The sequence below is a fragment of the Acrocarpospora pleiomorpha genome (assembly GCF_009687885.1).
Taxonomy (GTDB): domain Bacteria; phylum Actinomycetota; class Actinomycetes; order Streptosporangiales; family Streptosporangiaceae; genus Acrocarpospora; species Acrocarpospora pleiomorpha.
In genome coordinates this window covers 20933-34290 of the sequence record NZ_BLAF01000009.1, presented here as the reverse complement: position 1 = coordinate 34290, position 13358 = coordinate 20933, and the positions used below count along the sequence as shown (strand labels likewise).

At 71.5% G+C, this 13358-nt stretch carries 8 protein-coding genes; 6 read left to right on the top strand and 2 right to left on the bottom strand.

The annotated features are described in order from the left end of the window. Nucleotide 1 precedes the first annotated feature (1 nt). On the bottom strand, nucleotides 2-556 hold the full coding sequence (locus Aple_RS08450) for an RNA polymerase sigma factor (RefSeq protein WP_155343945.1): 555 nt from the start codon (nucleotides 554-556) through the stop codon (nucleotides 2-4). Nucleotides 557-664: 108 nt separating this feature from the next. On the opposite strand from Aple_RS08450, the gene Aple_RS08445 reads away from it, so the two are divergent. The 4 genes from Aple_RS08445 to Aple_RS08430 are packed head-to-tail and all read left to right on the top strand — an operon-like array spanning nucleotide 665 to nucleotide 5330. Then, nucleotides 665-913: a hypothetical protein gene (locus Aple_RS08445; protein ID WP_155343944.1), complete on the top strand. Its 249-nt coding sequence runs from the start codon at nucleotides 665-667 to the stop codon at nucleotides 911-913. Next, entirely contained in the window at nucleotides 910-2700 is a 1791-nt protein-coding gene (locus Aple_RS08440; protein WP_155343943.1) for a dynamin family protein, read from the top strand. Before Aple_RS08445 ends, Aple_RS08440 begins: the two co-directional genes overlap by 4 nt. After that, nucleotides 2690-4567, top strand: coding sequence for a dynamin family protein (locus Aple_RS08435; RefSeq protein WP_155343942.1), 1878 nt, complete (start codon nucleotides 2690-2692; stop codon nucleotides 4565-4567). Before Aple_RS08440 ends, Aple_RS08435 begins: the two co-directional genes overlap by 11 nt. 40 nt (nucleotides 4568-4607) lie before the next feature. Then, complete coding sequence (locus Aple_RS08430) at nucleotides 4608-5330, top strand: dienelactone hydrolase family protein (protein ID WP_155343941.1); 723 nt, start codon at nucleotides 4608-4610, stop codon at nucleotides 5328-5330. Here Aple_RS08430 and Aple_RS08425 read toward each other — a convergent pair. Beyond that, nucleotides 5327-7696 (bottom strand): Hsp70 family protein, encoded by a 2370-nt coding sequence (locus tag Aple_RS08425; protein WP_155343940.1) that lies wholly within the window; start codon nucleotides 7694-7696, stop codon nucleotides 5327-5329. The two genes, Aple_RS08430 and Aple_RS08425, sit on opposite strands and share 4 nt — an antisense overlap. A 125-nt stretch (nucleotides 7697-7821) precedes the next feature. Between Aple_RS08425 and Aple_RS08420 the strand changes: the two genes are divergently transcribed. Together Aple_RS08420 and Aple_RS08415 are read left to right on the top strand one after the other, a co-directional pair. Continuing rightward, nucleotides 7822-10308, top strand: a complete 2487-nt coding sequence (locus Aple_RS08420; RefSeq protein ID WP_155343939.1) for a DNA gyrase/topoisomerase IV subunit A — start codon at nucleotides 7822-7824, stop codon at nucleotides 10306-10308. A 186-nt stretch (nucleotides 10309-10494) separates the two neighbouring features. After that, nucleotides 10495-13347, top strand: coding sequence for an AfsR/SARP family transcriptional regulator (locus Aple_RS08415; RefSeq protein WP_155343938.1), 2853 nt, complete (start codon nucleotides 10495-10497; stop codon nucleotides 13345-13347). Nucleotides 13348-13358 lie beyond the last annotated feature (11 nt).

The window sequence follows — 13358 nt, the reverse complement described above, 5'->3', positions numbered from 1 at the left end:
GCTACCCGAGCAGCTCGCGCAGGCTCCGGCGGCCCCGGAAGATCCACACTTTGACCGTGTTCAGCGGCACCTCCAGCGCGGCCGCGGTCTGCTCGTACGTCAGGCCGCCCGCCCACAGCAGCAGCGCCTCCCGGTGCGCCGGGGCCAGCGTGGCGAGCGCGCGGCGCAGGTCCACCAGACCCGCCACGGTCTCATCGAACCCGCTCTCGGCCGCGTGCGGTTCCGCCGCCTCCGGGAACAGCAGATCGTCGTGGGAGCTGCGGCGGCGGACCACGGACAGGGCCGCGTTGCGGGCGATCGCCAGCACCCAGGCCGCGAACGGCGCCCGGCCCTCATACCGGTGCATGCCCTTCCAGGCGGCCAGCTGCGTCTCCTGCAGCGCGTCGAGCGCGTCCGGGCGGTTGGCGGTGAGGTGGAAGCAGACGCCGAAGGCGCGCCGCTCGACCGGCTGCCAGAGCAGGCGGAAGGCATCGCTGTCACCCGCGCGCGCGGCGGCGAGAAGTTCGGCGTCGTCGCCGATATCGCCACCGACATCGCCGACCAGAGGAGCAGGCATCGCCGGAGATTCCTCCCGTATCCCTAAACGCCCGGCTCCGAACGTCAACCGGGAAATCTGCGACGATCAGACCACGGTCCTCGCCGAACCGATATGTGATGACACGGCATGATATTCGACCGTAATGAGGGCGTGGAGGAGGACGACGCGGGGGCGTTCTACGACCTTCTCTACGGCTCGGTCCCGGCTCCCACAACGGCGGAGAGCCTGGCCATGTTCGAGGAGACAATGAGCACCACCGAGACGGAACCCGAAGACCTTTTTCAGGACTTCGAGGAATATTTCGACATACCCGTTAACGAAACGGACTTTAGTGACGACTTCTCCGATATTGGCGATATCGGAGACCTGGGATGAATCCGAGTGACCGGCTGCGCGACCTGTGCGGCACCACGATCGCCAAGCTGGCCGATCCCGGGTTACGGGAGCGGGTCCACCAGGTCCGGGTCCGGCTCGACGCGCCCCTGAAGATCGCCGTCGCCGGCGCGGTCAGCAGCGGGAAGTCCACCCTGGTGAACGCCCTGCTCGGGCTGCCGGTCGCGCCCGTGGACGCGGGCGAGTGCACCCGGGTCGTCACCCAGTACGAATACGGCCCCGACGACGGCCGGGTCGAGGTCGAGTGCGAGGACGGCCGCACCGTCGTCACCCGCCTGGCCCCGGGCCACCGCCTCCCCGCCGACCTGGGTGTCCCGATCGACCTGGTCCGCCGGATGCGCGTGCACCTGGCCTCCGAAGCCCTGCGCGCCATCACCGTCGTCGACACCCCCGGCATGAACACCACGACCGTCGAGAACGAGCGCGCGGCCCGCCGCATGCTGTTCGGCACCGACCAGGACGACGACCACGCGCAGGCCCTGATCTACGTGCTCCGCTACGTCCAGGCCTTCGACGACACCACCCTCGCCGAGTTCCGCGGCCTCACCGAGGCGACCGGCATGACCTGCGTGAACACCCTGGCCGTGCTGAGCCAGATCGACCGGCGCGGCGACGAGGACGACCCCTGGCCGACCGCCCGGCGGCTGGCCGTCAAGGCGTACGCGGATCTGCGCGCCTCGGTCTTCGACGTGGTCCCGGTGATCGGCCTGCTCGCCGAGACCGCGGGCACCGGCGCGCTCGGCCCGGCCGACCTGGACGGCCTGGCCGCCCTCGCCGCCCTGGACGAAGCCGACCTGGAGTTCCTCCTCCTGGACCTGGACGACCTCGCCGACTCCCCCGACTCGCCGCTCACCCCCGAGGTGGCCCGCCGCCTGATCCGCCACCTGCACCGATACGGCTTGCGCACCGCGATCACCCACAGCGCCGAAGGCCCCGAAGCCCTCCGCCAGACATTGCTCGATAAATCGGGATTCGGGGTGAGCGCCCGTACGGGCACGGTCGCGGGCGGCATCGCCCACTTCGCCCGCCGGGCCGACCAGCTGAAGGCGCTGGCGGCGATCACCCAGCTCCGGCGCGTCTCCCGCGCGCCCGCGTTCGGCTCCGACCTGGCCGTGCTGGACGCCCTCGCGGCCGAACTCGACGAGACCAAGCCGATCGCCGCCGGGCTGCACGGCCTGCGCATCTTCGCGGCCGTCGAGGCGGTGGCCCGGGGCCAGCTGGTGCTCACCGAGGACATGCGAAACGAGCTGTTCCAGCTGGCCCGCTCGGACGACCCGGCCGAACAGCTCGGCGTACCCGCCCCGGAGGTTCCGGAGGCCGCGCGGCGGGCGACCGAGCGGTGGCGCGCCCGCGCGATGATCGAGCGTGGCCGCGTCGGCGGCCAGCGCGCCCGGGACGTGCTCGGCGTCCTGGAGGACCTGGCCGCCCCGCCGGTCATCCAGACGCAGGCCCCCATCTTCCTGCCGGTCGCGCCGACCCCGGTGGACGGGGACGCGGTCCGGCGGCTGCTGGCCTCGCCGCTGGTCCCCGCCGAGGACCGGCAGGCGCTCGCCCATCTGATCGCGGGCGCCGACGGCGCCGCCCAGGTCGGCATCGCGGCCGGACCTCCCGACGTCGCCGCCTACGCGGCGGCCCTGAGCGCGCGGTTCCGCTCGCTCAGCCACTTCCTCCCCTTCACCGCCGACCGCCGCGCGGCCGAGAGCGTCAGCGACAGCTACGCGCACCTCGCCGTGACCGCGGTTCAGAAAGGTTCCCCGCATGTCGGCTGAGCTCTCCAACGCGACGCTGGTCACCCGCGTGCTGCGCCTGGCCAACGAGGTCAACACGCTCGCCAAGCAGGCCGGCCGCGCCGACCTGGCCGAGGTGCTCGTCCAGGTCGCGGCCAGGTGGAAGGAGACCGAGACCACGGTCGTGCTGGCCGGCGCCCAGAAGCGCGGCAAGAGCCGCCTGCTCAACGCGCTGATCGGGCATCCCGGGCTGCTGCCGGTGGACGCCGACGTGGCCACCAACTGCTACCTGGGCTTGCGCCGCGGTCCCGCGCTGACCGCCAAGGTGCACAAGGCCAGCGAGTCCTTCGCGATCGACCCGGCCCAGATCACCGACTACGCCTCGATGACCGGCGACCCGGCCAAACGCCGCGAGGTGGTCAATGTCGAGCTGACGGTCGACCACCCGATGCTGGAGGGCGTACGGCTGCTGGACACGCCCGGCGTGGACAGCCTCACGGTCGGCCACCGGCAGGCGACCGTGGCCATCCTGCAGCGGGCCGACGCGCTGCTGTTCGCGCTCAGCGCCCAGGACCAGCCGGTGCTCCGGCACGAGCTGGAGTTCCTGGCCGAGGCGGTGCAGCGGGTGCAGGCGGTCACGTTCGTGCTGACCAAGGTGGAGGACTCGGCCAACTGGCAGGCGCTGCTGGCCGAGAACCGCCGCCGCCTGGACACCTTCGTGGCCGAGTCGGGGCTGGTCGCGCCCGAGAACGCGGCGATCCTGCGCGGCGCGGCCTGGCTGCCGGTGAGCGCCAAGCTGGCCGAGGCGGCGGTGGCGCAGCGCCGGCTGGGGCGGCCAGAGCGCGCCGACCAGCTGCACGAGCGGAGCGGGATCGGGCGGCTGGAGGAATACCTGCGCTCCTGCGCGGAGGGGCGCGAGCTGGCGCGCAGCGCCACGGTGGTGTCGGCGTGCGTCTCGGTGCTGTCGGCGGTGGCGGCGGTGGCGACCGACCATGTCGCCGGGGCCTCCGACGATTCGAAGGAGCCCGCCAAGCGGCTCGCCGAAGTGGAGACCGCGCTGGCCGAGCTGGCCGAGATCGCCAAGGAGCGCCGCAGGTACGCGGTGGGCAACCAGTTCCTGGGGCGGGAGGTGGCGACGATCGCGCGGGCGCATCTGGCCCGGGTGCGGCAGCCGTACGAGCAGGCGGTGGGCGAGCTGACCAAGCGCGCCGATCTCGAACGGTACCTGCAGCAGCTGCCGGAGAGCGTCGAGCGCTCCATCCAGGCCGCCTGGGACGAGATCGTCGCCGAGGTGAGCACCCTGGTCGGGACCGCGCTGAACGAGTTCCTGCGCTCGCTGCGGCTGGATCCGATGGACATGGACCTGGCCAAGGTGGCCATGCCCCGGGTGTGGTCGCACGAGCTCAAGAGCGAACCCACCGCGGGCGCCAAGATGGACATGTTCCGGGAGGGCGTGCCCGCCGCCGCGATGGCCGCCAGCCTCGGCCTGATCATCGCCCACCTCAACCCGATCGGCTTCATCATCGGCCCGGCGCTGGCCGCGGCCGTGCTGGTACGGCGCCGCGAATGGGACGAGGTCCACCGCAACCAGCAGGCCCTGCGCCGGCTGCTGGCCGAGCAGTTCACCCAGGCGGGCAGCGAGATCACGCTGGCCCTGGAACGCGAGGTGGCGAACTGGCGCGCCACCGTGGAGCAGAGCGCCGACACCGCCCTCGCCACCCAGCGCAAGGACCTGGAGTCCCGCCGCGCCGAACTGCGCACGCTGGCCGCAGGCAACGCGGCAGACAAGCGCGACGCCCGCGAGTCGGCCACCAAACGCCTGGAGACCATCGCCGCCCTCACCGACCGGGCCGCCGGTCTCCGGACCGAGATAGCGACAGCGCTGGGGGGTGCTCGTCCGGCGTCGTGATCATGTGCGACGCTCGTCCGGACGAGAAAGGGATCACCTCATGTGTCACAGCACGAGCAGCCGGCCGCCCGCTCCGCCCGTGATCGGCGAGGTCGCCGCGCGGGAGCAGATCGAGCTGACGTCCGGGGACGGCACCCGCTTCCTGGCCTACCGCACCGAACCCGCCACGCCCAACGGGCGCTCGGTCGTCATCCTGCCGGACATCCGGGGGCTGCATCCGTACTACCGCGACCTGGCGGTGCGCTTCGCCGAGGCCGGGTTCCACACCATCGCCATCGACTACTTCGGCCGTACGGCGGGCACAGACCCCGACCGCGGCGACTCCTTCGACTGGCAGTCGAAGATCGGTGAGGTGTCCCACGAGCACGTGCGCCTCGACGTGGCCGCCGCGGTGGCGGAACTCCCCCAGCCGGTGTTCACGGTCGGGTTCTGTTTCGGCGGGGCGAACTCGTGGTGGCTGGGCGCGCACGGGAGCGGCCTGGCCGGGGCGATCGGGTTCTACGGCGCGATCCGCCGCATCGGTGAGCTTCCGGACACGCCCGGCGCGCCCGTGCTCCTGCTCCGCGGCGGCGCCGACACCGCCTCCACCGACGAGGAGTTCGACACCTTCACCGCCGCACTCGACCATGCGGGAACCGAGCACGAAACGGTCATCTACCCCGGCGCGCCGCACTCGTTCTTCGACCGCTCCTACAGCGAGTGGGCCGACGCGTGCGCGGACGCGTGGCGTCAGATCCTGTCATTCACCGAATCGCGCGCCTAGTCCGGCAGCAGGCAGAGCCGACCGGGTAACGACTGCTCCGGGCCGGGGACCGCGTCGGGGAGCCGCAGGTAGAGCAGGCCCGACGGGACCTTGGCCAGGGGTTCGGCCCAGCCGGGCGCGCTGAGGGCCTGGCGGGCCCCGGTGGGCGTGACGTGCATGATCCGGGAGGTGTTGCGGGCCCCGGAGACGCCCAGCCAGAGGGTCTCGCCGTCGGCGACCACGCGGGGCCGCTCGCCGGCCAGGCGCGAGGTGAGATGGCCGAGCAGGGTGGTCGCGGGCTCGTGGGCGAGGGTGCGCAGGTTGCCGGTGGTGCGGTCGCAGTGCAGGACCGACCAGCCCTGGGAGGGGAGCACGGTGTCCATGCCGATCGCGTACATCTCCCGGCCCGCCGGGAACCAGCGCAGCGCGCCCGCGCGGGGGCGGGAGGCGAGCACCCGGGGCGGGTTGGGGGCGGCGTCGATCTCCAGGCCGTGGCTGGTGGCGACGAACCACTTCGACTCGTGCAGCACGACCTGCTGCAGCCAGTTGGGCGGGCGGCGGTCGACCCGGCGCACGCGGCCGCCCGGGTCGATGATCAGGAACACCTGCCAGGGCAGGAAGCCGTTCTGGAACGCGTACTGCCCGAGCACGACCGTGCAGCCCGGCGAGCCGATCGCCAGGGCGGGTCCGACGCCGGTGGGGCTGTCCTGATCGAGCAGCCGCCGCCTGGTGCCGTCCTCGTTCACGAACCACTGCGCTGACGGGCCGAGCGGGATGTGGGCGGGCTCTTGGAAGAACCCGCCGAGCCGGAACTCCAGCATGGTGATCTCGCCGGTCTCGCCCCACGGCAGCCCGCGCGAGTTGTCGACCGGCATTACCGGGCCCGGGTGGAAGAACGCCCAGGCGATCCCGCCCTTGGCCAGCGTCCGCACCTCGGGCACGCCGGGCAGCACCTGGGTGGACTGGATCACCAGCTCCGGCGTGAGCGTGCGCAGCACCGCGCCGTTCGGGCCGCGCTCGGCCAGCAGGATCCCCTCGTCGGTGGCCGCCCAGTCGATGACCGGGCCGAACGCCAGTTCCCGGTCGGTACGGCCCGAGGGCACGTCCACCCGCCGGAGCAGCTGCCGCCCGCCGTCCACACACAGGCAGTAGGTCCCGTTCTTGGTCACCCGGACCGAGAACACGCCCTCCATCACCGTTTTGAGCGACCCGCCCTCCGCGGGCCTGCCCGCCGTCCTGACCGTGCTCGCGACCGTGTCCAGGGCCGCGCTCTTGGCGGCGTTCTTGGCCGCGGTCTTGGCCCGCTCGGCCTCCAGGATCGTCCAGGCCAGCCGGGCCGCGCCCAGCGCCACGACGATCTTCGGGTCGTCGTAGGTGCGGACCAGGTCGCCGTGCCTGGCCTTGATCGTCTCGTGCACCAGCGGCATCCGGCTGGCGCCCCCGGTCAGGAAGATCCCGGACAGCTGCCGCAGATCCACCCGGGCGGCCGCGATCGTCTCGTCCAGGATGTCGGCCGTCCTGATGATGTCCGCGCCCACCAGCGCGTGCAGGTCGGCCCGGGAGATCTGCACGTCCACGTCCGCGCCCGCCACATACTGGCTTGCGGTGTCGTACGCCGAGAGGGTCTCCTTGGCGGCCCGCGCCTCGTCCAGCAGATCGGCGGCGGCGGCCCGGTAGCGGCGGTCGGGGTTGGCGCTCACCTCGGCCCACCAGTCGGCCGCGGAGCGCTCGAGCTGGGCCCCCAGGAAGGCGAAGACGCGCTCGTCGAACACCTCGCCGCCGATCATGTCGTCCCCGCCCGGCTCCCCGATCACGTTGAAGTCGGCGCCGTCGGCGGCCAGCACCGCCGTGTCGAAGGTGCCGCCGCCGAGGTCGTAGACGGCCACCTGCCGCCCGCCGGAGACGCTGTGGATCGAGGTGTAGTGCAGCGCCGAGGCGACCGGCTCCTCCACGATGACGATCCGCGCCCCCGGCACCACCGCGGTCCCGGCCGCCTTGAGGATCTCCCGCCGGTCGGGCCGCCAGGCGACCGGGCAGGTCAGCACCACGGTGGCCGGGTCGGCGCCGTCGAAGCGGGTGCGCCCCTCGGCCACGAACAGGGCGAGAATGGCCGCCATCGCGTCCTTGACGTCCACCGGGACCCCGCCGAGCAGCATGGCGGCCCGGCCCACGTAACGTTTGGGGTTGCGCTCCACCCGTTCCGGATAGCGGACCATCGACCGCTGCGCGACCCGCCCGGCCACCAGCACGCCCTGCTCGTTGAGCAGGATCGTGGACGGCACCCGGCGTTCGCCGCCGACCTCCAGGATGTCCACCCGCCGGTCGGTCGCGATCGCCCCGGCGGAGAAACTCGTCCCCAGGTCCACGCCGAGGCACCACTGCGCCATCTCGGCCTCCTCCCGCTTTTGCGGCCTCCCGCAGGCGACCACGATAGTGGTCCGCGCGGGGCTCGATTGTGGCCGATCGCGCGCCCGAGTCGCGGCACGGCCGGAGGACCGGCAAAATGTTCGACATGGCCCGACGAACCACCAGCCCCCCACCCGAGGATTTCGAGGAGCGGATCGTCGATATCGACGTGTCCGCGGAGATGCGCACCAGCTTCCTGGAATACGCGTACTCGGTGATCTACCAGCGCGCCCTCCCGGATGCCAGGGACGGGCTCAAGCCCGTGCAGCGGCGCATCCTCTACTCGATGAACGAGATGGGGCTGCGGCCCGACCGGGGGCACGTGAAGTCCTCCCGGGTCGTCGGCGACGTGATGGGCAAGCTGCATCCCCACGGTGACAGCGCCATCTACGACGCGCTGGTCCGGATGGCCCAGCCGTTCTCGATGCGGCTGCCGCTGGTGGACGGCCACGGCAACTTCGGCTCGCCGGACGACCTGCCCGCCGCCATGCGGTATACCGAGGCCCGGCTGTCCGCCGCCGCCATGCTGATGACGCAGTCCATCGACGAGGACACCGTCGACTTCAAGCCCAACTACGACGGCCAGGAGACCGAGCCCACGGTCCTGCCGTCGGCGTTCCCGAACCTGCTGGTCAACGGCTCGACGGGGATCGCGGTCGGGATGGCCACCAACATGGCCCCGCACAACCTCGGCGAGGTCATCGCCGCCGCCCGGCACCTGATCAAGAAGCCGGACGCGACGCTGGAAGACCTGATGCGCTTCGTGCCCGGCCCCGACCTGCCGACCGGGGGCTCGATCATCGGGTTGGCGGGGGTCAGGGATGCGTACGAGACCGGGCGTGGCACGTTCCGGATGCGGGCCAAGGCCACGGTCGACAACGTGACGCCGCGGCGCAAGGGGCTGATCGTCACCGAGTTGCCGTACAACGTGGGGCCTGAACGGGTGATCACCAAGATCAAGGAGCTGGTGAACGCCAAGAAGCTGTCCGGGATCGCCGACCTGAAGGACCTCACCGACCGGCACAAGGGCCTCCGCCTGGTCATCGAGATCAAGAACGGGTTCATCCCCGAGGCGGTGCTGGAGGAGCTCTACCGGCTGACGCCGATGGAGGAGACCTTCGGCATCAACAACGTGGCCCTGGTCGACGGCCAGCCCCGCACGCTCGGGCTGCGCGAGCTGCTCCGGGTGTACGTGGATCACCGGATCGACGTGGTGCGGCGGCGCTCGCAGCACCGGCGGCGCAAGCGGGAAGAGCGCCTGCACCTGGTGGACGGCCTGATCGTCGCGCTGCTCAACATCGACGAGGTCATCCAGGTCATCCGCTCCTCCGACGACTCGGCCGCCGCCCGCGCCCGGTTGATGGAGACCTTCGAGCTGAGCGAGATCCAGGCCAACTACATCCTGGACACGCCGCTGCGCCGGCTGACCCGCTACGACAAGCTGGAGCTGGACAAGGAGAAGGAGACGCTGACCCGGGAGATCGCCGAGCTGACCGCGATCCTGTCCTCCGAGGACAAGCTGAACAAGGTCGTCTCGGACGAGCTGGCCCAGGTGGCCAAGACCTACGGCACGCCCCGCCGGACGGTGCTGCTGGAGTCCTCCGGGGCGTCCAGGACGGCCGCGGTGCCGCTGGAGGTGGCCGACGATCCGTGCCTGGTGCTGCTGTCCTCGACCGGGCTGCTGGCCCGCACCGGCGACGCCTCCCCGCTGGCGGCCGACGGCGAGCGCACCGTGCACGACGTCCTGGTCTCGGTGGTCCGGTCGACGGTCCGCGGCGAGACCGGCGTGGTCACCTCGCACGGGCGCATGATCCGGGTGTCGGTGGTGGACCTGCCCGCCCTGCCGCCCTCGGCCAACCCGCCGTCGCTGGCGGGCGGGCATCCGGTGGCGGAGTATGTGTCGCTCAATCCCGACGAGGTGGTGGTCGGCCTGGGTTCGCTCGACCCGAACAGTCCCGGCCTGGCCATCGGTACCGCGCAGGGCGTGGTGAAACGGGTGGTGCCCGAATATCCGGCCAACCGTGACGAGTTCGAGGTCATCGGCCTGCGTGACGGTGACACCGTGGTGGGGGTCGCCGAGCTGACCTCCGAGGAGCACGACCTGGTCTTCATCAGCTCGGACGCGCAGCTGCTCCGCTTCCCGGCCGCCAGCGTGCGGCCCCAGGGCCGCCCGGCCGGCGGCATGGCCGGGATCAGGCTGGAGCCCGGGGCCCGGGTGATCTGGTTCGGGGCGGTCGATCCGTCCCGGGAGTCGCGGGTCATCACGATCGCCGGGTCGTCCACGGCGCTGCCGGGCACCCAGATCGGCGGCGGCAAGATGGCGGACTACGCCGAGTTCCCGCCGAAGGGCCGGGCCACCGGCGGAGTCCGCGCGCAGCGCTTCCTGAAGGGGGAGGACATGCTGCTGCTGGCGTGGGCGGGTCCCGCGCCCGCCAAGGCGGTCTCGGCCGTCGGGAAGCCGATCCCGCTGCCGGACGAGCTCGGCCGCCGGGACGGTTCGGGGGTGCGCCTCACCCACACGGTCGCCGCCGTCGGCGGCTCCCTCTTCGCGGACTTCGAGGAGGGTCCGGAGGCTCCCCCCGAGGATGTCTGATCACGTAGCTCCCCGGTCTCAGGAGAAGGCCGGGGAGAGCTACGTCCACTCGCCCAGAAGCCCTCGATCGGCCAGCTCGGGACGAACCTTCGCCGAGTAGGCTCTATCTCGCAAGCCGTCCTTGAACCAGCGATCATCCCGCTCAGGAAGGAGGCGAGCCCCGCTCGTGTCTAGGAGCTGGTACACGTGAGTGCAACCACACGCCTAAGACCAACGGACGCGGATAAGGGCTACTCGGTGAGCGGCCGGATTCTCGGGCCGCTCGAACTTGCCGGGCCTTTGGGCACGTTACAGCCCAACGCGGGCAAGCACCGGGTGTTGCTGGCCGGGCTCATGCTTCGGGCCGACACGATCGTGCCGGTCACCGATCTGATCACATGGCTGTGGGACGACCTCCCGCCCGCCACCGCCAAGGAGACGTTGTACGTCTACCTGATGCGGCTGAGAAAGGAACTCGCCAAGGGGGTCGGCGGCGGGATCCGGATTCACACGGCCGGAGGGGGCTACCGGCTGAGCCTGAACAGGGACGCGGTCGACGTCCTGGTGTTCCAGCGGCTCGTGGAGGAGGCGCTGGTCGCCGAGCGGCGGGACGACCCGAAGGCCGCGATCGATCTGCTCCGCGAGGCCGAGGAGTTGTGGCGCGGCCCTGCCCTGGCCGACGTGCCGTCCGACGCGCTCAGGCGGGACGAGGCCGCCCGCCTGACCGAAGAGTGGGGCCGCGCGGTGGAGCGCCGGATCGATCTGGAACTCGACATGGGCCACCCGGGCGTGCTCATCGGCGAGCTGCGCACGCTCACCGCTCGTTACCCCTCGCGCGAGCGCTTCTGGGCGCAGCTCATGATCGCCCTCTATCGCGACAATCGCCAGGTGGAGGCGCTGGAGTGTTACCGCCAGGCCCGCGAGCTGCTCATGGACGAGTTCGGCCTGGAGCCGGGCGACGAGCTACGGCGCCTGCATCAGCAGATCCTGGACCAGGCGGTGCCGCCCGCTCTCGAGCCGCCGCGGGCGCCGACGGCCTGGGTTTCGCAGTGCCAGCTTCCCCCGGACACGCCTGACTTCGTCGGACGGGACGAGGAGATCGACCGCATCGAGGAAGCCCTGACGGCGGGTGCCGAGCTGGCCGCGGCTCCCATCGTGGTGATCTCCGGCCCGCCGGGAGTCGGGAAGAGCGCGCTCGCCGCGCGGGTCGCCCATCGCATGCGGCACGCGTTCCCGGATGGGCAGTGGTACGCGCGTTTCCCTGAGACCAAGGCCGGCGAGGGGGTCGAGGACACCACGCTGACCGATCTGCTGCAGTTGTCCGGCGTCGATCCGCACAGCGTGCCCGGCGGGCAGCTCGCCCGGAGCGCCGCCTTGCGCGCACGGCTGACCGACAGACGGGTGCTGCTGATCCTGGACCAGGCCAAGAACCTCGACCAGGTGCTGGCCCTGCTGCCCAACAGCCCGGGCTGCGCGGTGATCGTCACCAGCACGCGACTGCTGGTCGGGCTGCCGGGGGCCGTGCAGGTCAGTCTGGAACCGTTGCCGTCCGCCCAGGCGGAGGAGCTGCTGGAAGAGCTGGTCGGGCGGCGGGTCAGGGAGGAACCGGACGCGGCGCGTGACATCGCCTCCTTGTGCGGGAGGCTGCCGCTCGCCCTGCGCATCGCCGGGGCCCGCCTGGCCACCAGGCCGGACATCCGCCTGGCGGACTTCGCCCAGCGGTTGGGGGATACGCGTCGGCGGCTGGACGAACTTCACACCGGGTCGATGGAACTGCGCGCCAGCATCGAGCTCAGCTATGTCGCGCTCTCCGACGGCGCCCGGTCGGCGTTCCGGATGCTCGGACTGCTTGACGGGTCGGACTTCCCCGAGTGGGTGCTCGCCGCGCTGCTCGGCCGCGAGGATGTCGATCACCTCGTGGAGGAGTTCGTGGTGGCGAGTCTCATCGCGCCGGTGGGCAGGGATCGTACCGGGGAGCCCCGGTACCGGATGCACGACCTGCTCTTCGTCTACGCGGCGGAGCTGGCGGCCGAGGAACCCGAGGAGGTCAGACGTGTCGCGCTCCGGCGGCTCCTGGACACGCTCATGCAGGTGGCGGTGACGGCCTGGCATCGGCATCCTCGAATCCTCTGGGGGCGCGCGCCCGTCGGTCCGCCGCCCGCTGGCTCGCTCGCGCTGTCCGACGAACGCCTGAACCGCCTGGTCTCCGAACCGCTCGCCTGGGACGAGTCCGTACGGCAGCTGGTGGTTCCGCTGATCGAGCGGGCCTGCGAGTACGGCTGGCACGGTGACGCCGGCTACCTCTCCGGGCTGATCTGCATAGGAACCGACGCCGATCTGGAGCGCATCTGTCACGCCGTGAAGACCGCCGCCCGGGCCTCCGAGGACGAACTGGTGTGGTGGCAGGCGGAGTTCGCGCTGACCCGCCGGCTCATCCACCAGCCTTCGGAGGAGGCCGTGGATCGGCTGACCAGGTGCCTGGAGGCTTTCCGGCGGTTCAACGCGCCCTCCGCCGTGCGGCACACGCTGGTGTGGCTGTCGATCTGCTTTGCCGTACGCGGCCACGTGTTCCAGGCCCGTCAGTTCGCGGCCCAGGCGCTGGCCGTCATCGACGATCTCGGCAAGGACGCGGCATGGACGCTGCCCATGCCGGATCTGGTCTCGGCTCTGGCCACCGAGCGTCACCGGCCTGAGTTCCTGCCGAGGTTCCAGCGGGCGTGGGAGGAGGCCGAGCGGTTCGGAGATCTCACGTATCAGTGGATCGCGCTCAACGGGCTCTCCAGCGCCGCCCGGAATGTCGGCGACCTGGAATGGGCGTTGTGGGCGGCGGAACGCGGGTTGGCGCTGGCGGACACCATCGGGGAGATGCAGGCGTCGGCGTGGATGCGTGTCCAGCTCGCACGCGTACGGCTCGATCAGGGGCACCTCGACGAGGCGGAGGCTGAGGCCGAGCGAGCGCAGAAAATCTTCGCGAGGGATCTCAGCTGGCCCGGTATCTCGGCCGCGGCGGAGCTGCTGATACGGATTTCCAGCGAGAAGCGGTCACACGCCGTTCAATAAAAGACAGTTAG